Annotated in this window: 22 protein-coding genes, 2 pseudogenes and 1 riboswitch; of the genes and pseudogenes, 15 read left to right on the top strand and 9 right to left on the bottom strand. The window is 71.9% G+C overall.

Translation table 11 applies throughout. From position 1 onward, the window contains the following. The first annotated feature begins 78 nt into the window (after positions 1 to 78). The 8 genes from ACIA8R_RS16315 to ACIA8R_RS16280 all read left to right on the top strand — a co-directional run bounded on the left by ACIA8R_RS16315 (position 79) and on the right by ACIA8R_RS16280 (position 8,112). A complete protein-coding gene (locus tag ACIA8R_RS16315; protein WP_364091220.1) occupies positions 79 to 294 on the top strand; it encodes a DUF3040 domain-containing protein in 216 nt (71 codons plus the stop codon). 104 nt (positions 295 to 398) lie between these two features. Then, positions 399 to 1,814 carry an amino acid permease gene (locus ACIA8R_RS16310; RefSeq protein WP_357705332.1) on the top strand — a complete coding sequence of 472 codons (1,416 nt, stop codon included), beginning with the start codon at positions 399 to 401 and terminating at the stop codon, positions 1,812 to 1,814. Beyond that, positions 1,811 to 3,055 carry an arginine deiminase gene (locus ACIA8R_RS16305; RefSeq protein WP_364091227.1) on the top strand — a complete coding sequence of 415 codons (1,245 nt, stop codon included), beginning with the start codon at positions 1,811 to 1,813 and terminating at the stop codon, positions 3,053 to 3,055. The genes ACIA8R_RS16310 and ACIA8R_RS16305 overlap by 4 nt, the downstream gene beginning before the upstream one ends. A gap of 22 nt (positions 3,056 to 3,077) precedes the next feature. Next, positions 3,078 to 4,082, top strand: coding sequence for an ornithine carbamoyltransferase (gene argF / locus ACIA8R_RS16300; protein WP_397038990.1), 1,005 nt, complete (start codon positions 3,078 to 3,080; stop codon positions 4,080 to 4,082). After that, complete coding sequence (arcC, locus tag ACIA8R_RS16295; RefSeq protein ID WP_357705329.1) at positions 4,083 to 5,018, top strand: carbamate kinase; 936 nt, start codon at positions 4,083 to 4,085, stop codon at positions 5,016 to 5,018. Positions 5,019 to 5,027: 9 nt separating this feature from the next. Continuing rightward, positions 5,028 to 6,449 carry an amino acid permease gene (locus ACIA8R_RS16290; protein WP_397038988.1) on the top strand — a complete coding sequence of 474 codons (1,422 nt, stop codon included), beginning with the start codon at positions 5,028 to 5,030 and terminating at the stop codon, positions 6,447 to 6,449. A gap of 1 nt (position 6,450) precedes the next feature. Beyond that, positions 6,451 to 7,317, top strand: a complete 867-nt coding sequence (locus ACIA8R_RS16285) for a universal stress protein (RefSeq protein WP_364091238.1) — start codon at positions 6,451 to 6,453, stop codon at positions 7,315 to 7,317. Between the two features lie 300 nt (positions 7,318 to 7,617). Continuing rightward, positions 7,618 to 8,112, top strand: coding sequence for a transcriptional regulator (locus ACIA8R_RS16280; RefSeq protein WP_026214021.1), 495 nt, complete (start codon positions 7,618 to 7,620; stop codon positions 8,110 to 8,112). Between the two features lie 291 nt (positions 8,113 to 8,403). On the opposite strand, the gene ACIA8R_RS16275 is transcribed toward ACIA8R_RS16280, so the two are convergent. The 3 genes from ACIA8R_RS16275 to ACIA8R_RS16265 all read right to left on the bottom strand — a co-directional run bounded on the left by ACIA8R_RS16275 (position 8,404) and on the right by ACIA8R_RS16265 (position 10,715). Further along, positions 8,404 to 8,790 (bottom strand): SAV_6107 family HEPN domain-containing protein, encoded by a 387-nt coding sequence (locus ACIA8R_RS16275; RefSeq protein WP_357705326.1) that lies wholly within the window; start codon positions 8,788 to 8,790, stop codon positions 8,404 to 8,406. Between the two features lie 554 nt (positions 8,791 to 9,344). After that, a complete protein-coding gene (locus tag ACIA8R_RS16270) occupies positions 9,345 to 9,536 on the bottom strand; it encodes a (4Fe-4S)-binding protein (protein WP_357705325.1) in 192 nt (63 codons plus the stop codon). A 6-nt stretch (positions 9,537 to 9,542) separates the two neighbouring features. Continuing rightward, positions 9,543 to 10,715 (bottom strand): cytochrome P450, encoded by a 1,173-nt coding sequence (locus ACIA8R_RS16265; protein ID WP_397038985.1) that lies wholly within the window; start codon positions 10,713 to 10,715, stop codon positions 9,543 to 9,545. A 90-nt stretch (positions 10,716 to 10,805) separates the two neighbouring features. On the opposite strand from ACIA8R_RS16265, the gene ACIA8R_RS16260 reads away from it, so the two are divergent. After that, positions 10,806 to 11,405 carry a helix-turn-helix domain-containing protein gene (locus ACIA8R_RS16260; RefSeq protein ID WP_364091245.1) on the top strand — a complete coding sequence of 200 codons (600 nt, stop codon included), beginning with the start codon at positions 10,806 to 10,808 and terminating at the stop codon, positions 11,403 to 11,405. A 123-nt stretch (positions 11,406 to 11,528) separates the two neighbouring features. Then, positions 11,529 to 12,032, top strand: coding sequence for a hypothetical protein (locus ACIA8R_RS16255; protein WP_397038983.1), 504 nt, complete (start codon positions 11,529 to 11,531; stop codon positions 12,030 to 12,032). Here the strand turns inward: ACIA8R_RS16255 and ACIA8R_RS16250 are convergent. Continuing rightward, positions 12,015 to 13,643: a hypothetical protein gene (locus tag ACIA8R_RS16250; protein WP_397038979.1), complete on the bottom strand. Its 1,629-nt coding sequence runs from the start codon at positions 13,641 to 13,643 to the stop codon at positions 12,015 to 12,017. The genes ACIA8R_RS16255 and ACIA8R_RS16250 overlap by 18 nt on opposite strands. A gap of 158 nt (positions 13,644 to 13,801) precedes the next feature. Next, complete coding sequence (locus tag ACIA8R_RS16245; RefSeq protein ID WP_397038977.1) at positions 13,802 to 14,617, bottom strand: L,D-transpeptidase family protein; 816 nt, start codon at positions 14,615 to 14,617, stop codon at positions 13,802 to 13,804. A gap of 123 nt (positions 14,618 to 14,740) precedes the next feature. Here ACIA8R_RS16245 and ACIA8R_RS16240 point away from each other — a divergent pair, with 123 nt between their 5' ends. Both ACIA8R_RS16240 and ACIA8R_RS16235 read left to right on the top strand, forming a co-directional pair. Continuing rightward, entirely contained in the window at positions 14,741 to 15,217 is a 477-nt protein-coding gene (locus ACIA8R_RS16240) for a YbaK/EbsC family protein (RefSeq protein WP_357705319.1), read from the top strand. Between the two features lie 10 nt (positions 15,218 to 15,227). Beyond that, positions 15,228 to 15,791: a GNAT family N-acetyltransferase gene (locus tag ACIA8R_RS16235; protein WP_357705318.1), complete on the top strand. Its 564-nt coding sequence runs from the start codon at positions 15,228 to 15,230 to the stop codon at positions 15,789 to 15,791. Between the two features lie 226 nt (positions 15,792 to 16,017). Here the strand turns inward: ACIA8R_RS16235 and metF are convergent, their stop codons facing one another. Beyond that, entirely contained in the window at positions 16,018 to 16,938 is a 921-nt protein-coding gene (gene metF / locus ACIA8R_RS16230; RefSeq protein ID WP_357705317.1) for a methylenetetrahydrofolate reductase [NAD(P)H], read from the bottom strand. Positions 16,939 to 17,023: 85 nt separating this feature from the next. Here metF and ACIA8R_RS16225 point away from each other — a divergent pair, with 85 nt between their 5' ends. Then, the gene (locus tag ACIA8R_RS16225; RefSeq protein ID WP_357705316.1) at positions 17,024 to 18,091 is read left to right on the top strand and encodes a polyprenyl synthetase family protein; all 1,068 of its coding nucleotides are present in this window, start codon (positions 17,024 to 17,026) and stop codon (positions 18,089 to 18,091) included. Between the two features lie 62 nt (positions 18,092 to 18,153). On the opposite strand, the gene thiE is transcribed toward ACIA8R_RS16225, so the two are convergent. From thiE to ACIA8R_RS16210, 3 genes are read right to left on the bottom strand one after another with little or no spacing between them, the layout of a single operon-like run. Further along, a complete protein-coding gene (thiE, locus tag ACIA8R_RS16220) occupies positions 18,154 to 18,807 on the bottom strand; it encodes a thiamine phosphate synthase (protein ID WP_397038973.1) in 654 nt (217 codons plus the stop codon). Next, a complete protein-coding gene (locus ACIA8R_RS16215; RefSeq protein WP_357705314.1) occupies positions 18,785 to 19,159 on the bottom strand; it encodes an Rv2175c family DNA-binding protein in 375 nt (124 codons plus the stop codon). The genes thiE and ACIA8R_RS16215 overlap by 23 nt, the downstream gene beginning before the upstream one ends. A 30-nt stretch (positions 19,160 to 19,189) precedes the next feature. After that, a complete protein-coding gene (locus ACIA8R_RS16210; RefSeq protein ID WP_364091260.1) occupies positions 19,190 to 20,359 on the bottom strand; it encodes an FAD-dependent oxidoreductase in 1,170 nt (389 codons plus the stop codon). Positions 20,360 to 20,411: 52 nt separating this feature from the next. Beyond that, positions 20,412 to 20,528, top strand: a riboswitch (TPP riboswitch). Here ACIA8R_RS16210 and ACIA8R_RS16205 point away from each other — a divergent pair. Together ACIA8R_RS16205 and ACIA8R_RS16200 are read left to right on the top strand one after the other, a co-directional pair. Next, a pseudogene (locus ACIA8R_RS16205) lies at positions 20,497 to 20,751 on the top strand (FAD-dependent oxidoreductase); the annotation flags it as partial. (Overlaps the previous riboswitch by 32 nt.) Positions 20,752 to 20,916: 165 nt before the next feature. Continuing rightward, a pseudogene (locus tag ACIA8R_RS16200) lies at positions 20,917 to 21,876 on the top strand (FAD-dependent oxidoreductase); the annotation flags it as partial. Positions 21,877 to 22,120 lie beyond the last annotated feature (244 nt).

Raw genomic sequence — 22,120 nt, 5'->3', positions numbered from 1 at the left:
CCGCCACACCAGCGAATTTGGCAATTGCCGACATACAGGTATAAAACCTCCTCTAAGTCTTCTCGGGGGAGGTTTCACATGGCGTTGTCGGCACGCGAGCAGTCGGTGCTCAAGGCCATCGCCCGGCAGGTCCGGCAGGAGGACCCCGAGCTGTTCGCGGCCATGTCCCGGCACGGCGCCCCCGCGTCGCTGGCCTGGCCGCTGGCGCTGATGGCGCTGTGCCTGGCGGTCTTCGCCGTCGTGCTGCTGCTGTCGGGCTCGCCCGACACCCTGCCGCACCCCGCGATCAGGTAAAACCCCCGCCACCCCCGTGTCGGCGTCCTTCGCGTAGGGCACGTCCCCGAGGGCCGTACGCGTTCGGCGGCGGCTCTTCCTGGGGACTCGCGCGGGGGGCACGCATGGGGGAACCACGTCCGCCCTCGAACGGCGTGCGGACGGCGGCGCGCGGGACGCGCTCGTCGGCCGCGGGCGGCCTGGGCCTCGGCGCGGCCGTCGCGCTGGTCATGGGGAACGTCGTGGGCACCGGCATCTTCCTGCTGCCCGCCTCGCTGGCGGCGTTCGGGACGGTGAGCCTGGTCTCCATGGTCCTGGTCACCGCGGGCGCCATCGCGATGGCGATCGTCTTCGGCCGCCTGGGCGGGCGCGTCCCGGCGGCGGGCGGCCCCTACGCCTACGCCCGCGAGGCGTTCGGGGAGTTCGCCGGGTTCTGGATCGCCTGGTCGTTCTGGCTGACCGCGTGGATCGGCAACGCGGCCATCGCCGTGGCGTGGGTGGGCTACGTCCAGTACCTGGCCCAGGGGTTGTTCGGGCTCAACTGGGGCGGCACGCTCAGCGCGATCCTGATCGGCCTGGCCGGGGTGTGGATCCCGGCCGTGGTGAACCTGGCGGGCGTGCGCAACGCGGCCGCCTTCCAGGTGGTCACCACGATCCTGAAGTTCGCGCCGCTGCTGTTCGTGGCGGTCGTGGGCCTGTTCTTCGTGCACCAGGACAACTACCCCCCGTTCAACGCCACCGGGGACGGCTGGGTCTCGGCCGTCTCCCTGGCGGGGGCGGTCACGCTGTTCATCTACTCGGGCGTGGAGAGCGCCGCCATCGCGGCCGACCGGGTCAGGGACCCCGCCCGCACCATCGGCCGGGCCAGCGTCATCGGCGTGCTGGCCTGCGCCGTCATGTACATCCTCAGCACGGTCGCCGTCATGGGCACCGTGCCGCAGGAGGAGCTCGTCGGGTCCACCGCGCCGTTCGCCGCCGCGCTCGACCACATGTTCGGCGGCACCGGCGGCGGGCTGCTCATGGCGGTCTGCGCCATGATCTCCGGCATCGGCGCGCTGAACGGCTGGACCCTGCTGGTCGCCGAGATGCCGCTGGCCGCCTCCAAGGACGGCTTGTTCCCGCCCGCCTTCGCCGTGGTCACCCGCCGCGGCGCGCCCCTGACGGGCATCCTGGCCGGGACCGTCCTCACCTCGCTCATGCTGCTGGTGGGCTACGCCTCCGCCAACGCCTTCGACACGATCGTGCTGCTGGCCTCCTTCACCACGGTCATCCCGTACTTCTTCTCGGCCGCCGCGCAGCTGTTCTGGCTGGTGACCCGGGAGCGGCGGATCGACCGGGGGCGGCTGGCCCGCGACCTGGCCGTCGCGGTGCTCGCGCTGCTGTTCTCGTTCTGGATGGCGTACGGCTCCGGGCCCCCGGCCGTGCTCGGCGGCACGCTCATGCTGTTGGTCGGCGTGCCCGTCTACATCTGGCTGAAGGCCAGGCACGGCGAGTACGGACCGCGTGATGTCCGCCGCGCTGAGGGGATATCTGAAAAATGACCTTTCATGTCGATTCAGAGGTCGGCCGGCTGCGCCAGGTCCTGCTGCACAAGCCGGAACTGGCCCTCAAACGGCTGACCCCGAGCAACAAGGACGCCTTCCTGTTCGACGACGTGCTGTGGGTGCAGCGCGCGGTGGAGGAGCACGAGGAGTTCGAGCGGGTGCTGCGCGACCGCGGCATCGTCGTCCACATGCTGGCCGACCTGCTGCGCGACGTGGTCGACATCCCCGAGGCCCGCAAGCACATCCTCGACGCCGTCATCGACGAGCGCTGGCTCGGCCCGATCGCCATCGACGACATCCGCAACACCCTCGACGGCATGGACGCCACCACTCTCCAGGTGCACCTGACCGGCGGCATCACCAAGCGCGAGCTGGTCGCGATGGGCTGCGACCCCAAGTCGGTGGCCTTCCACTCCACCGCCGACGACGACTTCATCCTGCCGCCGCTGCCCAACCACCTGTTCACCCGCGACACCTCCTGCTGGATCTACGACGGCGTGTCGATCAACGCGATGCGCAAGAAGGCCCGCATGCGCGAGACGGTCAACCTGGAGGCCGTCTACCGGTTCCACCCGATGTTCGCCGCCGGCTTCGACCGGCCCTACGAGGGCGGCTTCCACTGCTGGCTGCCCGGCCACGCGATGGCGCCGGCCACCCTGGAGGGCGGCGACGTGCTGGTCATCGGGCGCGGCGCGGTGCTGGTCGGGATGAGCGAGCGCACCCAGCCGCAGGCGGTCGAGATGCTGGCCCAGCGGCTGTTCAGCGCCGGGTCCGCGACCCGGATCGTGGCGCTGGACATGCCGAAGGCGCGCGCGTTCATGCATCTGGACACGGTCATGACCATGCTCGACGTCGGGGTGTTCACCAAGTACGCCGGGCTCGGGATGTTGCCGGCGTACACCATCGAGCCGGGCGACACCTCCAAGGAGCTCAGGGTCACCGACCACCCGCCCCAGGACATGCACAGGGCCATCGCCCACGCCCTGGACATGGACGACATCACCGTCCTGACCCCCCACCAGGACGTGTACGCCGCCGAACGCGAGCAATGGGACGACGGCTGCAACGGCCTGGCCGTCGAGCCCGGCGTCGTCGTCGCCTACGAGCGCAACACCACCACGAACAACCACCTGCGCGACAACGGCATCGAGGTCATCACGATCCGGGGCAGCGAGCTGGGCAGAGGACGCGGCGGGCCGCGGTGCATGAGCTGCCCGCTGGAGCGCGACGGCATCTAGGACGGCATCCAGAAGGGATGACATGGCGTTCAACCTGCGCAACCGCAGTTTCCTCAAGGAACTGGACTTCACGCCGGAGGAGTTCGGCTTCCTGCTGCACCTGTCGGCAGAGCTGAAGGCCGCCAAGTACGCCGGGGTCGAACGGCAGCGGCTCCACGGCAAGAACATCGCGCTCATCTTCGAGAAGACCTCGACCCGCACCCGCTGCGCGTTCGAGGTGGCCGCCCACGACCAGGGGGCGCACGTCACCTACCTCGACCCGGCTGGCTCGCACATCGGGCACAAGGAGTCGGTCAAGGACACCGCGCGGGTGCTGGGCCGGATGTTCGACGGCATCGAGTACCGGGGCAGCAAGCAGTCCTACGTCGAGGACCTGGCGGCGCTGTCCGGCGTGCCGGTGTGGAACGGCCTGACCGACGAGTGGCACCCCACGCAGATGCTGGCCGACATGCTCACCATCCGGGAGCACAGCGACAAGCCGCTGCGCGAGGTGTCCCTCGCCTACCTCGGGGACGCGCGCAACAACACCGGCCGCTCGCTGCTGGTCACCGGCGCGCTGCTCGGCCTGGACATCCGGCTGGTCACCCCGCCGGCGCTGCGGCCCGACCGCGACCTCGCGGTGCGGCCCGCCGAGGAGCTGGCCCGGTCCACCGGCGCCCGGATCACCATCACCGAGGACGTGGCCGAGGGCGTCAGGGGCGCCGACTTCCTCTACACCGACGTGTGGGTCTCGATGGGCGAGCCGAAGGAGGTGTGGGACGAGCGGATCGAGCTGCTGCTGCCGTACCAGGTGAACGACGACGTCGTCCGGGCCACCGGCAATCCGGACGTGAAGTTCATGCACTGCCTGCCCGCCTTCCACAACCGGGAGACCGGCGTGGGCGCCGACATCTACGCCAGGACCGGCCTGGAGGCCCTGGAGGTGACCGACGAGGTCTTCGAGTCGCCGCGTTCCATCGTCTTCGACGAGGCCGAGAACCGGCTGCACACCATCAAAGCGGTCATGGTCGCAACCCTGGGGGACTGAATGCGGGTCATCGTCGCACTCGGCGGCAACGCGGTGCTCAAACGCGGCCAGAAGCCGGACGCCGAGGCGCAGAGGGACAACATCGCCACCGCCGTCAGGACGCTGGCCCGGCTCGCCGGCGAGCACGAGCTGGTCATCACCCACGGGAACGGCCCCCAGGTCGGCATGCTGGCGCTGGAGAGCGCCGCGGACCCGAACCTGAGCCGCCCCTACCCCTTCGACACGCTCGGCGCGCAGACGCAGGGCATGATCGGCTACTGGATGCAGCAGGCGCTGCAGAACGCCCTGCCCGGCCGGCAGGTGCTCGCCATGGTCACCCAGACCCTGGTCAGCGCCGTCGACCCGGCCTTCGACGACCCCACCAAGTTCGTCGGCCAGGTCTACGAGGAGGACGAGGCCCGCAAGCTGGCCGCCGAGTACGGCTGGACGGTCAAGCCCGACGGCGACCGCTGGCGGCGCGTCGTGCCCTCGCCCACGCCGCAGCGCATCGTGGAGACCCGGCTGATCCGCAAGATGATCCGCGAGGGCGTCGTGGTGGTCTGCGCGGGCGGCGGCGGCATCCCCGTCGTGCGCGACGCCCGCGGCCGGCTGGCGGGCGTCGAGGCCGTCATCGACAAGGACCTGACCGCCTCGATGCTGGCCGAGGCGCTGGAGTGCGACGCCTTCCTCATCCTGACCGACGTCCCGCGGGTGTACCGCGACTTCGGCGCGCCGGGCCAGACCGAGATCGCCTGCACCACCCCGCACGAGCTGCGCGGGCTGCGTTTCCCGGCCGGGTCGATGGGGCCGAAGGTCGAGGCGGTGTGCCGGTTCGTCGAGACGACCGGCGACATGGCCGCCATCGGCAGGCTCGACGAGGCGGCGGACATACTCGCCGGCTCCGCGGGCACGATCGTCACGCCCAACGGGATGTGGCCGCTGACGAGCACCCTCTAGGAGACCGACGTGACACTGGCCGCACGGCTGCTGCGCACCAAGCCGACCGAGCGCATCGTGGCCGAGGGCGGGCAGGGCGAGGGCGGCGAGCTGCGGCGCACGATGACGCTGTGGCAGCTCACGCTGTTCAGCGTCGGCGCCACGCTCGGCACCGGCATCTTCGTCATCCTCGGCCAGGCGGTGCCCAAGGCGGGGCCGGCGGTGGTGCTGTCGTTCGTGCTGGCGGCGATCACGGCGCTGTTCTCGGCCCTGTCGTACGCCGAGCTGGCCGGGACGATCCCGGTGTCCGGGTCGTCCTACTCCTACGCGTACGCGACGCTGGGCGAGCTGGTGGCCTGGGTGTGCGGCTGGTGCCTGATGCTGGAGTACGCCGTGTCCGTCGCGGCCGTGGCCGTGGGCTGGGGCGAGTACCTCAACGCGTTCCTGCGCAGCCTGTTCGGCTGGACGCTGCCCGAGGCGATCACCCGCTCCCCCGGCCAGGACGGCGGCGTCGTCAACGTCACCGCGATCCTCATCGTGCTCCTGGCCACCTGGCTGCTGCTCTACGGGGCCTCGGAGTCGGCCAGGGCCAACGCGGTGTTCGTGCTGATCAAGATCGCGGTGCTGGTGTTCTTCTGCGTGGTGGCGTTCACGGCGTTCCAGACCGGGAACTTCACCCCGTTCGCCCCCCTGGGGGTGGCCGGGATCACGGCCGCCGCCTCGCAGGTGTTCTTCTCCTACATCGGCTTCGACGCCGCCTCCACCGCCGGTGAGGAGGCCAGGAACCCCAAGCGCGACCTGCCCCTGGCCATCCTGCTGTCCCTGCTCATCGTCACCGCCGTGTACGTCCTGGTCGCCGTGGCCGCCATCGGGGCCAAGCCGTGGACCGAGTTCGCCCCGGAGAGCACCGAGGCGAGCCTGTCGCAGATCGTCGACCAGACCACCGGCGCCACCTGGCCCGGCGTGATCGTCTCCTTCGGCGCGGTGATCGCCATCGCCAGCGTCGTGCTCACCGTCATCTACGGCCAGACCCGCATCCTGTTCGCGATGTCCCGCGACGGGCTCATCCCCCGGATCTTCCAGCGGGTGAACCCGCGTCACCAGGTGCCGGTCGCCAACACGCTGATCGTGGCCCTGTTCATCTCGGTCCTGGCCGGGCTGGTGCCGCTCGGCCAGCTCGCCGAGGCCACCAGCATCGGCACGCTGTTCGCCTTCTTCATCGTCAACGTCGGCGTGCTGGTCCTGCGCCACCGCAGCCCCGAGCTGCCGCGCAGCTTCCGTACGCCGCTCTTCCCCCTCACCCCGGTGCTCGGCGCGGTCTTCTGCGTCATCGTCATGGCCGGGCTGGCGGGCGTCACGTGGGCCGCCTTCGGCCTGTGGATGCTGGTCGGCCTGATCTGCTATTTCCTGTACGGCTACGGGCATTCGCGGCTGAATGCCGAGGTGCGGTGACATGAAGTTCGAGAAGGTGCTGGCCGGGTACATCGCCGAGCCACGCGGCAGGGACGGGCTGGCGCTGGCCGTCCTGCTGACCCGGCAGACCGGGGGGAGCCTGACGGTGGCGACCGTCCAGCCGCCCGTGACCACCACGCCGGGCCCCGCCCGCGCCGACGAGGGCGCCTGGCGCTCCTACCTGCGCGAGCAGGCCGAGACCGCGCTCGCGCAGGCCCGCGAGCTGGCCGGCGACCAGGTCGAGTACGTCCGCCAGACCAACAGGGGCAGCGGGCGCGGGCTGGTGGAGGTGGCCCGCAGGCGCGGCGCCGACGTCGTGGTGATCGGCTCGGCGCCCGGCGGCGGACGGTCCCGCATCACCGTCGGCAGCACCGCCGACCAGCTCCTGCACTCCTCGCCGGTGCCCGTGCTGCTGGCCCCGCGCGGCTACGGCGACGACCCGCCGGCCGCGTTCGAGCGCATCACGGTCGCCTACCGCCGCGGGCCCGGCGCCGACGCCGCCGTCAAGGGCGCGGCCAAGGCCGCGGTCACCCTGGACATCCCGCTGCGGCTGGTCACGCTGGTGGTCAGGACCGGCCGTCGCGTGCAGATCGAGGAGGACATGCTCGTCCGGCTGCGCGACCAGGCCGCCGCGGACCTGCGTGCCGCGGCCCGGGGGCAGCGGCGCAGGCTCCAGGTCGAGGTGGAGCTCCTTGAGGGCCGGAACGTGGCACAGGCGCTCGGCACGACCACCTGGCTGCCCGGGGAACTGCTCGTGTGCGCCTCCAGCGACGCCGGGCCGCTGCGGCGGGTCTTCCTGGGCGACACGTCCATCAAGATCGTCCAGGCCGCGACCTGCCCGGTCATGATTTTGACCCGCGAGACCTGACGCTCGATTTCACTCGTCAAACTATGACGAAGTAGTGTTGCCATCGGTACAAGAGGGGCGTTTGTTGCGTTCCCTCCCGGACCGGATTCGGCATCTTTTTTCCAATCAGCTTGACCTTAGGCTCCCACCCCTTTACCGTCACTGTGCGTAACCACACCGCGCGGCGTTCTGGGGTAAACCCAGGGCCACGGCTACCGATGGTGCCGAGCCTGGCACTGTACCCCCCGGTGGCTGGGGCATATGCCGCAAGGGAGCACAATCTACTGAGAGCGCTACATACGAGAGCCGGGGGGCCACACGATGCCGTCTGAGTACGCAAAGTCGCTGGGTGCAAGACTCCGCGCCATCCGCACCCAGCAGGGGCTGTCCCTGCATGGAGTCGAAGAGAAGTCGCGCGGCCGGTGGAAAGCCGTGGTCGTGGGCTCCTACGAGCGTGGCGACCGAGCCGTGACCGTGCAGAAGCTTGCCGAGCTTGCCGATTTCTACGGAGTGCCTGTCTCCGAGCTGCTGCCCGGGGGCGCCGCTCCGAGTCCGCTCGGGCCCACTCCCAAGCTTGTGATCGACCTGGAGCGCCTGGCGACACTGCCGAAGGAGAAGGCCGGAGCGCTCGCCCGTTACGCCGCCACCATTCAGAGCCAGCGTGGCGACTACAACGGCAAGGTCCTGTCGATCCGCCAGGAGGACCTGCGTTCGTTGGCTGTGATCTATGACAAGTCGCCCAGCGAGTTGACCGAGGAACTCATCAGCTGGGGCGTGCTCGACGCCGAGGCGCGCCGGGCCGTCGAGTCGTTCTAGGACCTACCGCTTCACCACTGGAGGGCTCGCCAATTCCCCTGGCGGGCCCTCCGCCGTACCGGCTGGGAATTCTTCGGCCCGATACACGGACATTACGCCCTTTTACCCCGATAACCCGCTATTACGAACAACGGCCCGGGGAAACGACAGCGCCGGGAGCCCGCCGAAGCCGCGCCCGCTTTTGGGCATGCGTCAAGGCCACAGCCGCCCTGCCTGCCTCTTCGCGCCGCTAGACCCCGCCACCCGCGCTTCTCCGCTCGGCGGCGTCGCCCGGAGAGCCGGACGGCGGGGTCAGCCTGCCAGCGGGACGTCCACGGGAAGCTGGGCCTGGACGGGGACGCCGAGCAGCTCTTCCACCGTGGAGACGAAGGTCTCGGCCTCGGCCAGGATCTCCGCGGCGTCGGCCGCGCTGATGCCGCGGACCACGCCCGCCTCCGCGGCCGCGCGCTTGGCGGCGCTCACGGAGAAGTAGGCGGCCCACTCGGCAAGGTGGGGCTCGGCCTCGGGCAGCAACTCCCACGCGCTGCGCAGACGGCGCCTGCGGCCCTCCATGGGACGGGGACGGGCGGCCAGGATCGCCGCAGCCGCCCGAAGAGCCGCCAGGTGAGCGGCCACGTATCGGGACGCCGGGGTGCGGGCGGCGGTCGCCTCCGCCAGGCAGGAACGTGAATCGGTCAAGTGTGCCCGAACCGCAGGCGACAGCCGGGGCCCGGGTGTTTCTCTAGGCCGTGGTGCCATCTTGCGCGCCTCCTTGGAGTCGTGGGCGGCGGCCGGCGTCTCCGCCGGTGAGGTCAACACTTGCAGACGCCACCGACATTTCCGCCGAGCCGGCCGGACGAGGAGCTTCCCCTCTCCCCGTCCGGCCAGGACACGCCCACTCGTCTCCGCCGACGACGAGGACGCGCCCTTCGCCCGTGGAACCCGGCCGCGGGGATCGCTTTGGGGAAGCGAACGGCCCGCGACCAGGTCCTGGGGTGACGTTGAGCCGCGAGCCTCACCGCCACTAGGTCGAACATAATTTCGATCACGCTCGGTGTCAACCTGTTCCACGAACACAGGTTCGATGACCAAGGATCGAAGTGATCGATCCGGCGCGTGACGTCACCCTGTTCGCGCGTGATCCCTTGCGGGTGGCGTCCGGCCCTCAGAAGGCCCCCACGAGGCCCGGGCCGCCGCACACGAAACCGCCGCCACCGGAGGCGGTGGCGGCGGCGGGGCGGGCGGGGGACGGTTCAGGAGACGGAGATGGCCCCCGACGGGCACAAGGACACCGCCCGCCGCACGGCCTCCTCCTGCCCTTCCTCGGGCACCTCGCGCAGCAGCACTACCGTGCCCTCGTCCTCACTCTGGTCGAACACCTCCGGCACCGTCAGGGCGCACATGCCCGCCCCGATGCACACCGTCGTATCCGCTGTGATCTTCATCGTGACCTACCAAGTGACAGGGAGGCGGTGCACTCCATAGATGCTCATGTCCGAGCGCATCGGCACCTCCTCGGGTGATACGGCCAAGCGTAGGCCAGGCAGGCGCCGCAGCAGCGCCGGGTACGCGATGCGCATCTCGGCCCGGGCGAGCTGCTGCCCGAGGCACTGGTGGATGCCGTGGCCGAACGTCAGGTGCCCGCCGGCCGGCCGGTGGAGGTCGAGGCGGTCGGCGTCCTGGAAGCGGGAGGGGTCCCGGTTCACGGTGGGCAGGTGCAGGGCGATCGACTCCCCCGCCCTGACGAGGTGACCTTCGACCTCGACGTCCTCCAGGGCGCTGCGCACCGGGCCGAGATGGATGATCGTGAGGTAGCGCAGCAGCTCCTCCACGCCGTTCTCCACCACCGACGGGTCGTCGCGCATGGCGGCGAGCTGGCCGGGGTTGGTGAGCAGCGCGTACGTCCCCAGCCCCAGCATGTTGGCGGTCGTCTCGTGCCCGGCCAGCAGGAGCAGGAACGCGACCCCGGTCAGCTCCTCGTGGTTCAGGTCCTCGACGAGCCCACTGAGCAGGTCGTCGGCCGGCTCCGACCGCTTGCGCCCGATCAGCTCCGACAGGTACGCCCCGATCCTGGAGAACGCGGCCAGGGCGTCGTCGGCCTTGGTCTCCAGGTTGACCAGGATCTTGGTGGCCTCCTGGAACTCCACGCGGTCCTCGTACGGCACCCCGAGCAGCTCGCAGATCACCAGCGACGGGATCGGCAGCGCGAAGGACTCCACCAGGTCGGCGGGCGGCCCGGCGGCCTGCAGGGCGTCCAGGCAGGAGTGGGTGATCTCCTCGATCCTGGGTTCGAGCGCCTTCATCCGCCGGACGGTGAACTGCCCCATGAGCAGTTTGCGGTAACGCGTGTGCTCGGGCGCGTCCATGCGCAGGAAGAACCCGGGCGGCACGTCCCGCTGGAGCTGCATCCGGGCGGGCACCACGGGGTGCAGCCGCTCCGGACGGTTGCTGAAGCGGGGGTCGGCCAGGATCGAGCGGGCGGCCGAGTAGCCGGTGACCAGCCAGCCGAGGTGGCCGTCGGCGAAGGTCAGGCGGTGCATGGCGCCCTGTTGTCGCAGGGCCGTGACTTCCTCAGGCGGATCGAACGGCTGCTGGCGGGCGATGGGAAAGGTCAGGTCTGACATGCTGGCTCCTTTCCGAGCTCCCCTCCAGAAAACCTCAATCGATGCAAAATTTCAATGCATGAAATTCGTTTACCGGTGTAGAGTTCCGTCATGGTAGGACTGCGGGAGCGCAAGAAGCAGCGCACGCGCCGGGCGCTGATCGAGGCCGCGCTCCGGCTGTTCAGTGAGAAGGGCTACGAGGAGACCACGCTGGCGGAGATCGCCGCCGCCGCCGAGGTCTCCACCCGCACTTTCTTCAGCTACTTCGCCGGCAAGGAGGACGTGCTCTTCTACGACTCCGAGCAGCAGATCGAGCGCGCGCTGGCGTACCTGGCCGCGCCGGCTCCCGGCCAGACGCCGGCCGACCTGCTGCGCGACTTCATCGAGGACACGCTGTCGACGTCGGACGACGGCCGGGAGAGCTGGTCGGAACAGTCGACGCTGCGGCTGGAGCTCATCATGCGCGAGCCGCCGCTGCAGGCGCGGGCGCTGCACCTGCTGTTCGACAGCCAGCTCCGGCTGGCGGCGGCGCTGTCGGCGGCCTTCCCCGGCCGGCTCGACCGGGTCGAGGCGGCGGCGGCCGTGGGGTCGCTGATCGGCGCGGTGAAGCTGGCCGTGATGACCACGCTCATCGACGGCCTCCCGGTGGAGCAGGCCCGCGACGCCGCCCGCCGCGCGGCCGACGTCGCCGTCCACGGCCTTCCCCGCTGACCCGGGGCCCCGGCGTCCCGGCGTCCCGGGGTGGCGCGCGACGGCTCGCGTCTGGCAGGCTGACCGCGCGGTGCCGGGCTGCGGACGGACCGGCCGTACGGGGCGGCGACGCGAGGGGGATCGATGCGGGGACGGACGGGCACTCTCGTGCTGCTGCTGTCGGGGCCGGTCCTCGTGGCGGCGTACGCGGCCGTCAACTACGCGGCCCTCCGCACGGCCTCGCAGGCGCGCGTCGGCGACCCCGGTGGCCGGATCACGTCCGGCGGGCTGTCGTCGCTGGGCTCGGACCTCTGGTGGATCACGCGGGGCGTCGCGCTGGTGGCGGCCGTGGCAGCCGTGGGGCTCGCCGTGGTGGGCCTGCTGCTCCGCCGCGCGACCCGGCGGCGCGGCGCGCTGCTGGTGTTGTCGGGCGTCCTCATCCTGCCGTACACGCTCGGGGTCATGGCGGCCGTCTACAACCCCGCGCCGAGGCTGGCCGGGTTCTACGACGATGTCGCCTTCGAGGACGCGCTCCCGCCGTGGCAGTACGCCTCCTCCCTGCTGGTGGTGGTGGCCGCCCTGGCCCAGGCGGTGGGCATGGTCCGTGCGCACAGCGAGGCACGGGCGGCCTCAGCTCCCCCGCGGTGACGTGCCGCCGGGGCAGCGGGCGTCGACCCAGGTCGTCCAGCCCTGCCGGGCGCCGCCCGCGCCGGTCGCGGTCCACCCCTCGGGCGGCGGCCCCGCGTCGGGCGGGACGACGGCGGTGCAGACGCCGTCCGGCGGCGTACGGTCGAAGTGCTCGATCTCGGTCCAGGACACGCGGTAGGCCAGCAGGGCCCGGACGTTCCACTTCACCTGCCGGTCCACGGCCACCCGTCCTGGCCCGGTGAGGACGGGCAGCCAGTCGGGCCCGGCGGCGGGCGCTGACTTCGGCGCCAGATCGGCGGCGAAGACGACGTTGGTCAACGCCAGCGCGGCCACGACCGCCGGCCAGGCCCTGCGGGCGGTCAGGAGGGCCGCTCCCGTCAGGCACGCCAGCAGGGCGAGCGTCACGGCGGAGGCGGCGACCAGGTCGAAGGAGTCCCGCACCCGGGTGAGGAAGATCACCTCCGGGAAGTCGAAGGCGATGAACGCGTACCGCTGGAGCCGGTCCCCCGCGTACCGGACGACCACGCCGCCGGTCACCGCGAGCAGCCCGGCCGCCGCGAGGGCGTGCCGCACGACGGCCCGGCGGCCGGCTCGGGCCAGCACGAGCAGCCCGGCCAGCGTCCAGGCGATCGCCACGCAGGCCAAGTAGCGGCCGTAGGCGTAGTTGCCGACCCGGTGCTCGTCGGGGAGCGCGGCCGAGGAGGCGTACGCGATGCCCAGGGTCGTGACGAGCAGGACGGCCGCGAGGAAACGCCGCGGCCCCGGCGCGGACCGCCTGGCCACGACGGCGACCGCGCCCGCGATCCCCACCCCGGCCAGCCCCCAGGTCGCGACGACCAGGTACCAGAGCTGCCCGGCCGCCCCCGCCAGCGCCCACGCCTGCCCGTCGAGCCCGGCCAGCCGTCCGGCCAGGATGCCCGACAGGTCACGCGGCCCGCCGGGGTACAGCGCCGCGGACAGCGCCCGGTTCAGCACCGTCCCGGCGACCGCGACCACCACGGCGGTCACCAGCCCGGCCACGGCCGCCCGGCGGCGCGCCGGGAGCAGCGCCGTCATGGCCAGCATGGCCAGTACGGTCACCGCCAGGACGACGGTGCCGCGCAGGTGCACCGTCATGGCGAACCCCGCGAGCCCGCCCGCCAGCACCCCCGCCCCGGCCGACCCTCTGGCCGCGAGGTCGTGCAGCGCGACCAGCCAGGCCAGGACGAGCGTGGGCAGGATCGCGTCGGCCAGCGCCAGCCCCGAGAACAGCAGCAGCGACGGCGACAGCCCGCCCGCGAACGCCGCGGCCATCGCCGCCCGACGGCCCGCCCCCAGGCGCCGCAGCAGCAGGTACGCCAGCGGGAACGCCCCCGCCGCCACCATCGACCCCACCACGACCACCAGCCGGTACGCCACCACCGGGTCACGCGTGACCCAGAACACCGGCGCCAGCAGCAGCGGATAACCCCCCTGGTAGAAGGTGAACCCGGTCAGATCCGCCCCGGGCCCGCCGGTCAGCCACCGGGCGGCGAGCAGGTACCCGGTCTCGTCCGGGTTGGCCACGGGCCCGGTGTGCTGCCGGAACAACCACAGCCGCAGCACGACCTGCGCCACCCACCCGATCGCCAATGTCCACCGCAGAAGCGACCGGCCCCCGCGCCGCACGTGCGGAGCAGGGGCCGGAACACGAACTATGGACGTCGTCGCCATGGAATCCCCCTAGAAGTCGGGGGAAGTCCAGCAAGAGGCGGATAACCCGGCCGTCACCGGATCCGGTTATGCGGACGTTATGCGCGCCTGAACGCACCTCTCACGTGCACCGGAACGCCCTTGCCGAGCAGTCCGGGCAGCACCTCGGCCACGTTCATCGGCATGCGCACGCAGCCGTGCGAGGCCGGGGAGAGCGGCACCGACAGCGCGCCGTGGAAGGCGATGCCGCCGTTGAAGAAGATCGGGTTGTAGAGCTGCCCCAGGTAGGACTTGTGCCAGCCGCCGGCGCGCCAGGTCGTGCGGTAGTCGCCGGTCGGCGTCCGGGCCGAGCCGCAGAAGCGCTGCTCCTTGCCCTGCCAGGCGGTCGTCTCGCAGTACGGGACGCCGCTGCCGGAGGAGACGTGGGTGATGAGCCGTACCTGGCCGCCGACGTACAGGACCATGATCTGCTTGGTCAGGTTGACCTCTGCGCGGGTCGGCTTGCCGTTGGCCACCAGGACCTTCGGGCTCTTCGGCCGTTCCAGCGCCTCCCACGTCCTGCGGGCGATCGTGCTGGTCGGGGTGATGCCGTTGACCTTCTGGAAGGCCCAGACGGCGGCGAGGGTGGTGCCGCCGTAACTGCCGTCGGCCTTGCCGGGCAGGTAGCCCAGGGCGGTCAGCCGCCGCTGCAGCCAGGTGACGGACTCGCCCTTGGCGCCCAGTTTCAGCGTCTTGCGCGGCGCCGATACGGGCGCCGTGACGGGTGCGGTGACGGATGCCGCCGCCGGGCCCGCCTTGGCCCCCGCGGTGCCGGGGGTGCTCGCCGTACCGGTCAGGCCGGTCGGCGCGGCGGGTGTGACCGTCTGCGCGCAGCCCGTGAGTACGACGGCCCCAGCCGTCAGAAGAGCAGCCACTCCGGGCAGCCGTCGAGCCCCCACCGGTACCACCTCTTTTGTCACGAACACTCCGGATCGATGGACCCTACACCACCTACCACGAACAGGTAATAAGGCGGTCAACCTGTTTAGAGTGTCCTCATGTCTGAGAAGTTGCCGGCGAACGCCGTCGTCGTGGAGGCCGCCCTGCGCGCGGTGGGGGCCGCCGGGGAGATCGTCGTCCTGCCCGAGAAGGCGCCGACCGCGGCGACCGCGGCCGCCCAGCTCGGCTGCGAGGTGGGGGCGATCGCCAACAGCCTGATCTTCGACGCCGACGGCGCGCCGCTGCTGGTCCTGACCAGCGGCGCCCACCGGGTGGACGTCGAGCTCATCGCCCGTACGGCGGGCGTCGCCCGGGTGCGCCGGGCCACGCCGGAGTTCGTCCGGGCCGCGACCGGTCAGCCGATCGGCGGCGTGGCCCCGGTCGGCCATCCGGCCCCGGTCCGCACCCTCGTGGACAACTGGCTGAGCAAGCACGACGTGGTGTGGGCGGCCGGCGGCCACCCGCTGACGGTCTTCCCGACGACGTTCGAGGAGCTGGTGACGATCACCGGGGGCACCGCGGTCGACGTCGAGTAATGTGCGACGGGTGATCGAGTTTCGCGGGGCGGGCCCGGCCGAGTTCACCGAGCGCCTGGACACGGTGATCGACATCTATACGGCGGCGATGAACCCGCCCCCCGAGCAGATCTCCGGCCGCAAGACCATCATGCGAAATCACGGGACATATCCCCATTTCCAGTGCTATTTCGCAGAGCTGCGGGACCCGACCGGCACGGAACGCCCCCGGATCGTCGGCTTCGCCTACGGATTCCGCGGCGCGACCGGCCAGTGGTGGCACGACGTGGTGAGCAGGGCGCTGGCCGACGAGGCCGGCGAGGAGGCCGCGCACGCCTGGATGGGCCACGCGTTCGAGCTGGCCGAGATCCACGTGCACCCCGATCACCAGGGCAAGGGCATCGGCCGGGCCATGATCAGGACCCTGTGCGCCGGCCGCCCCGAACGCTCGGCCGTGCTGTCCACCCACGACCGCCCCACGGCCGCCCGCCACCTCTACGCCGGCCTGGGCTTCACCGACCTGCTGACCCGCTTCGTCTTCCCCGGCGGCCACGAGGAGTACGCCATCGTGGGCCGCCCACTCCCCCTCGACTGAACGCGTCGCACGTCACCGCGGGTAAAGCCCTGGGCTTGACGGGTTTGCCTGGGCATGCCGCCGGGCATCTTGGTGACAGAAAGTGACGGACACGTTACCTACCGAATACCACCCCTTGCTCGTCACCCGCCCGGTCCCCCTGCGGGCGGGTGACGGGCACCGCTTTGTACGGGGTCTTTGTACGGGGTCTTTGTACGGGGTCTTTGTACGGGGTCTTTGTACGGGGTCAGGCGGTGGCGGCGACCGGCGTCAGGCGCTGGAACACCTCGCGCGACGCGCTGGACCGGTTGAACGTGATGAAGTGGATCCCGGGCGCGCCCTCGTCGAGCAGCCGCTGGCACAGCTCCGCGCCGTGCTCGATGCCCAGCGCCCGCACCGCGGCCGGGTCGTCGGCGACCGCCTCGAAGCGGGCCGCCACGTCGGACGGGAACGGCGCCCCCGACAGCTGCTCCGAACGCGCGATCGTGCTCATCTGGGTGACCGGCATGATGCACGGGATGATCGGCGTGTCACAGCCCTGGGCCGCCACCCGGTCGCGCAGCCGCAGGTAGTCGTCGGCCTGGAAGAACATCTGGGTGATCGCGTAGTCGGCGCCCGCGCGGCACTTGCGCACGAAGTAGTCGGTGTCGGACTCGACGGACGGCGACCGCGGATGCTTGTACGGGAACGCCGCCACGCCCACGCAGAACTCACCCGCCTGCCGGATGAGCCGCACCAGCTCCTCGGCGTAGAGCACGCCCTCGGGGTGGCGCACCCACTCGGCGGTCGGGTCGCCGGGCGGGTCGCCGCGCACGGCCAGGATGTTGCGCACGCCCGCGTCGGCGAAGCGGCCGACCAGGTGACGCAGCTCACGCAGCGAGTGGTTGACCGCCGTGAAGTGCGCCACAGGGGTGAGCGTGGTGTCGTGGGCCAGGCGCTCGACGATGTCGACCGTGCGGTCGCGGGTCGAGCCGCCGGCGCCGTAGGTCACCGAGACGAACGTGGGCCGCAGCGACTCCAGTTCCCTGATCGCCTTCCAGAGCTGCCGCTCGCCCTCGTCGGTCTTCGGGGGGAAGAACTCGAAGGAGAACGACCGGCCACCGGTGGCGAGCAGCTCGCGGACGGTGGGGACACGATCGGGCAGGACGGAGGGTCGACCAAGCGCCATGCACCAAGCGTACAGGCCGGTGTCCGGGTCGACCGCCCCTAGACCGGGGACCCGAACCCGAGTCCGCGCCCACTAGTCTCAAGGCATGACCACTGACGCCGCGAGCATGGACGCCCTGCGCACCCAGGTGGAGCGCGCCTTGGGGGAGTTCGTCGAACGGCAACTGCCCGCCTCGGGCGACGCCGAACTCGAACCGCTGCGCACCGCCGCGGGCGACCTGCTGGCCGGCGGCAAGCGCCTGCGTCCCGCGTTCTGCTACTGGGGCTGGCGCGGCGCGGGCGGCACCGACGTGCCGGAGATCTTCACCGCCGCCGCGTCGCTGGAGCTGTTGCAGGCCAGCGCGCTCGTGCACGACGACGTGATGGACAAGAGCGACCTGCGCAGGGGCATGCCGGCCGCCCACCGCCGCTTCCAGACCCTGCACGAGAAGGAGGGCTGGCACGGCTCGGCCGACCAGTTCGGCGAGGGCGCCGCGATCCTGCTGGGCAATCTGCTGCTGGTGTGGTCGGGCGAGATGTGGCGCACCAGCGGCCTGCCGCCGGCGTCGCTGGCCGCCGCCCAGCCCGTCCACGACCACATGCGCACCGAGCTGATGTGCGGCCAGTACCTCGACCTGCTGGAGCAGGCCCACGGCGAGAACACCTTCGAGTCGGCGCTGCGGGTGGCGCTGTTCAAGAGCGGCAAGTACTCGGTGGAGCAGCCGCTCCGGCTCGGCCTGGTGCTCGCCGCCGCCGCCCTGGAGCCGTGGATGGACGAGCTGTGCACCGGCTACGGCCGCCGCGTCGGCATCGCCTTCCAGCTCAGGGACGACATCCTCGGCGTGTTCGGCGACCCGGCCCAGACCGGCAAGCCGGCCGGCGACGACCTGCGGGAGGGCAAGCGCACGATGCTGGTGGCCCGTACCCTGGCCGCGGCCACGCCGGAGTCGGCCGCGACGGTGCGCAGGCTGCTCGGCGACCCCGCGCTCGACGAGGACGGGGTGACCGCCCTGCGCGAGATCATCACGGACACCGGCGCGCTGCGGGAGTGCGAAGACCTGATCGCCGGCTATCTCGCCGACGCCCTGACCGCGCTCGACGAGGCGCCCGTCACCGCCGAGGCGCGCACGGCGCTGACCGAGCTGGCCATCGCCGCGACGTCCCGCAAGACCTGACCCCGGCACTCTGGCCGGGCACCTGGCCTGGGGCGCCCGTCGAGGACGGGCGCCCGGTCGGTTCAGGGGCTCAGGCGCTTGGCGAACTCGGCCGCCGCCGCCCCCGGGTCCTCCGCGTCGGTGATCGCGCGTACGACCACCACGCGGCTCACGCCGTACGACATGACCTCGTCGAGGTTGGCGAGGTCGATGCCGCCGATCCCGAACCACGGCCGCGGCGATTCCGGGTCCGAGGCCGACCCCAGCGACGCGGCGTGCCGCAGCAGCGCCGGGCCGGGCGCGTGGCGGCCCGGCTTGGTCGGCGTGGGCCAGATCGGGCCGCAGCAGAAGTAGTCGACGCCCTCCTCCACGGCCGCGGCGGACGCCTCGGCGATGGAGTGGGTGGACCGGCCGATGACGATGTCGTCGCCGAGTATCTCTCGCGCGACCGTCACGGGAAGGTCGTCCTGCCCCAGGTGGAGCACGTCGGGCCGGGCGGCGTAGGCGATGTCCGCCCGGTCGTTGACGGCCAGCAGCTTGCCGTGCCGGTCGCAGGCGTCGCGGAAGACTTCCAGGAGCGCGAGTTCTTCGCGTGCCTCCAGGCCCTTCTCCCGCAGCTGGATGATGTCCACGCCGCCGGCCAGCACCGAATCGAGGAACTCTGCCAGGTCGCCGCGGTCGCGGCGGCCGTCGGTGCAGAGATAGAGGCGGGCCTCAGAAACCGAGGGCCTGGGCACGCCGCTTGACCTCCGTGTGACGGCCGGCCTTGATCGCCTCGATGGGCGACCCCGGCAGGGACTCGTCTGGGGTGAAGAGCCAGCGCAGCGACTCCACGTCGTCGTAGCCGGCGTCGAGCAACACGGTCAGTGTGCCGGGCAGGCCCTTCATCACGTCCTTCCCGTCGAGGAACACCGCGGGCACCTGCGGCCCGCCGCCGCCGCGGCGTACGCCGAGCAGCTTGTGGTCCTTGAGGAGTTGCTTGGCCCGCCCGATCGAAAGGTCGAGGCGTGAGGCCACTTCGGGGAGAGTGAGCCACTCGTCGACGAGCTGGTCGGTCTCCCGGTCGATCTGTGCAACAGAAAGCGTCACGAAACCACAACTACCACATGCCGTCCTTGCTCAAACAACACAATCCCGTAGGGGGACCTCTGGATCTACCAGGCGTTCTGTGTCGAGGCGGTGACCGCCTTCGATGATCCTACGGCCCTGCACGTAGTCCCGGGGCCGGTCGACGGCGAGCACCGCGGCGAGGGTGTCGCCCGAGGTCAGCCAGACGGCCGACCACTTGCCCTCGGGCTCGCCCCGGTAGACCAGGCGGTCGCCGGAGGGATGGTGGCCGATGTACTGGACCATGTGACCGAACTGCTCGGACCAGAAGTAGGGCGCCGGATCGTAGACGGCCTCCTCGCCCAGCAGGGTCGCGGCGGCGACCTCGGGCGAGCCGAGCGCGGTGTCCCAGTGCTCGACGCGGAGCCGGGTGCCGTAGCGGCGCGACCACCAGGCGGCGCAGTCGCCGGCCGCGACCACACCCGGCATGGACGTGCGCAGGTGCTCGTCGGTGACGACGCCGTTGTGCAGGTCGATGTCGGAACCGGCCAGCCATTCGATGGCGGGCCGCACGCCGATGCCGGTGACGACCACGTGGGCCTGGACGAACTCGCCGCCCACCAGCCGTACGCCGCCCTCGTCCACCTCGTCGACCATGGTGTTCAGGCGCAGGTCGATGCCGTCGTACCAGTGCAGGGTGCGGGCGCCGATCTCCGGGCCCACGGCGTTGGCCAGCGGGGTGGGGCCGGCCTCGATCACGGTCACCGTGCAACCGGCCTTGCGGGCGGCGGTGGCGACCTCGGCGCCGATCCAGCCCGCGCCGATGATCGCGACGTGCGCCCCGGCCACCAGCCCGGCGCGCAGCTCGTGGGCGTCGTCGAGGGTGCGCAGGACGTGCTGGGGGCCGTCGCCGGGCACGGTGATCGGCTCGGCGCCGGTGGCGATCACCAGGCCGTCATGGCCGAGCTCGCCCTCGGTCGTCTCCAGGACGCCCCGGCGAAGGGCCTTGGCGGTGACGCCGGGCCAGAAGTCGATCTCCAGCGCGTCGAGGTCGGCCTCTAGGAAGCTGGAGTCGGCGGCGCCCGACAGGACGGCCTTGGACAGAGGCGGGCGGTCGTAGGGCCGATGGCGCTCCTGGCCGATCAGCGTGATCCGTCCGGTGAAGCCGCGCCCGCGCAGCGCCTCGGCGCTCCGCAGCCCGGCCAGGCCCGCTCCCACCACTACGACATGGTTCACGTTCATGACCATAACGGGGGCGGTGCCGGCGCGTCGCACCGAGGCCGTAGGCTGGGAGGGCAAGACGCGCGGGAGTCCGGCCGTCACCGGGCTGAGAGGAAGGCTTGAACGGGCCTTCGACCGCAAGACACCTGATCCGGATCATGCCGGCGAAGGGAGCGCGGATGAATGTGATCGTGGGCGGCGGGGTCGTCGGGTTGTCGATCGCCTGGCGGCTGGCCCGTGCGGGGTCGCCCGTCACGGTGGTCGACCCGGCCCCGGGCCGCGGGGCCTCCTACGCGGCGGCCGGGATGCTCGCCCCCGTCAGCGAGGTCGCCTACACCGAGGAGCCGCTGCTGCGGCTGGGGGCCGCGTCGCTGAGCCGGTGGCCGTCCTTCGCGGCCGAGCTGGCCGCCGACGCGGGGCTGGACGACGGGTCCGCCGCGGGCTTCGCCACAGGGCTCGCCGGTGGGACCGGCTCGGGCTTCGGCGCGGGGTTCGGCAGTGAGACCGGCTCGGGGTTCGGCGGCGGGTTCGGGCGGGTGGCCGGGGAGGCGGGGTCGATGGAGGCCGCGCGCCGGGGGCTCGACCTGCGCGCCGACGGCACGCTCGACGTCGCCTTCGGGGCCGACGACCTCGCGGCGCTCGACGACCTGGCGGCGTTCATGGACAAGCTGGGGCTCCGGGTGGAGCGGCTGACCGGGCGCGAGTGCCGCCGCCTGGAGCCCATGCTGGCCCCGTCGGTGCGCGGCGGGCTGCTGGCCCCCGGTGACGCCTGGGTCGACCCGCGCCGCGTCACGGCGGCGCTGCTGGCCGCGCTCGACCGGCTGGGCGTGCCCCTGGTGCGGGCGCGGGTGACCGGGCTGCTGCGCGACGGCGACACCACGACCGGCACTGGGACCGGCACTGGGACCGACGCTGGGACCGACGCTGGGATCGGTGCTGGGACCGGCGCTGGGATCGGGGCGATGACCGGGGCCGCGGCGGGTGCCGTGATCGGTGTGCGCCTCGAACCCGACCCGGGTCAGCCTGGCGCCGCCGTGCGGGAGATCGCGGCCGATTGCGTGGTGCTGGCCGCCGGGGCGTGGAGCGGAGAGCTGGCCGGCGTGCCGGTACGGCCGATCAAGGGACAGATCATGCGGTTGCGCTCGCCGCAGCCGCTGCTCGGGCGGTGCGTACGCGGGATGGTGCACGGCGCCCCCGTCTACCTCGTCCCCAGGGGCGACGGCGAGCTGGTGCTCGGGGCCACGCAGGAGGAGCTGGGGTTCGACACCCGGGTGACCGCCGGCGGGCTCTACGAGCTGCTGCGGGACGCCAGGGAGCTGGTGCCGGGCGTCACCGAGCTGGAGGTCGCCGACGTGGTCGCCGGGCTGCGGCCGGGCACCCCCGACAACCTGCCGATCATCGGGCCGGGCGAGGCTCCCGGGCTGGTGCTGGCGACCGGCCACCACCGGGGCGGGGTCCTGCTGGCCCCCCTCACGGCGGCCCTGGTCACAGCAACCCTCACGACACCTGCCGGGGCGACACCGTCCCCTGCGACCCCCACCACGGTGACGCCGCCATCAGGGGCAGCCCCCAAGGGGCCAACGTCTTCAGGGGCGGCAGCGTCCCGAGGGACAGCGTCTCCAGGGGGGCCCGCGTCCTCAGGGGCGGCGTCTTCAGGGGCGGCGTCTTCAGGGGCGGCCGCGTCCTCAGGGGTGGCGTCACGCGGGGCGGGGTCGTTGCCGGGTGTGGGGATTCTGACGGGTGAGGAGGGCGAGCTGGCCGCGCTGTGCTCGCCCGCGAGAT

The sequence above is a fragment of the Nonomuraea sp. NPDC051191 genome (assembly GCF_044455665.1).
Lineage (GTDB): Bacteria > Actinomycetota > Actinomycetes > Streptosporangiales > Streptosporangiaceae > Nonomuraea.
Note: the sequence above shows the minus strand (reverse complement) of the source record. Positions and strands in the feature narration are given on the sequence as shown.

Excerpts from the sequence above, each read along its gene's own strand:
- ACIA8R_RS16315 (WP_364091220.1), top strand. The coding sequence starts at position 79 with ATGGCGTTGTCGGCACGCGAGCAGTCGGTGCTCAAGGCCATCGCCCGG.
- ACIA8R_RS16310 (WP_357705332.1), top strand. The coding sequence starts at position 399 with ATGGGGGAACCACGTCCGCCCTCGAACGGCGTGCGGACGGCGGCGCGC.
- ACIA8R_RS16305 (WP_364091227.1), top strand. The coding sequence starts at position 1,811 with ATGACCTTTCATGTCGATTCAGAGGTCGGCCGGCTGCGCCAGGTCCTG.
- argF (WP_397038990.1), top strand. The coding sequence starts at position 3,078 with ATGGCGTTCAACCTGCGCAACCGCAGTTTCCTCAAGGAACTGGACTTC.
- arcC (WP_357705329.1), top strand. The coding sequence starts at position 4,083 with ATGCGGGTCATCGTCGCACTCGGCGGCAACGCGGTGCTCAAACGCGGC.
- ACIA8R_RS16285 (WP_364091238.1), top strand. The coding sequence starts at position 6,451 with ATGAAGTTCGAGAAGGTGCTGGCCGGGTACATCGCCGAGCCACGCGGC.
- ACIA8R_RS16280 (WP_026214021.1), top strand. The coding sequence starts at position 7,618 with ATGCCGTCTGAGTACGCAAAGTCGCTGGGTGCAAGACTCCGCGCCATC.
- ACIA8R_RS16270 (WP_357705325.1), bottom strand. The coding sequence starts at position 9,536 with ATGAAGATCACAGCGGATACGACGGTGTGCATCGGGGCGGGCATGTGC.
- ACIA8R_RS16265 (WP_397038985.1), bottom strand. The coding sequence starts at position 10,715 with ATGTCAGACCTGACCTTTCCCATCGCCCGCCAGCAGCCGTTCGATCCG.
- ACIA8R_RS16260 (WP_364091245.1), top strand. The coding sequence starts at position 10,806 with ATGGTAGGACTGCGGGAGCGCAAGAAGCAGCGCACGCGCCGGGCGCTG.
- ACIA8R_RS16255 (WP_397038983.1), top strand. The coding sequence starts at position 11,529 with ATGCGGGGACGGACGGGCACTCTCGTGCTGCTGCTGTCGGGGCCGGTC.
- ACIA8R_RS16240 (WP_357705319.1), top strand. The coding sequence starts at position 14,741 with ATGTCTGAGAAGTTGCCGGCGAACGCCGTCGTCGTGGAGGCCGCCCTG.
- metF (WP_357705317.1), bottom strand. The coding sequence starts at position 16,938 with ATGGCGCTTGGTCGACCCTCCGTCCTGCCCGATCGTGTCCCCACCGTC.
- ACIA8R_RS16225 (WP_357705316.1), top strand. The coding sequence starts at position 17,024 with ATGACCACTGACGCCGCGAGCATGGACGCCCTGCGCACCCAGGTGGAG.
- ACIA8R_RS16210 (WP_364091260.1), bottom strand. The coding sequence starts at position 20,359 with ATGAACGTGAACCATGTCGTAGTGGTGGGAGCGGGCCTGGCCGGGCTG.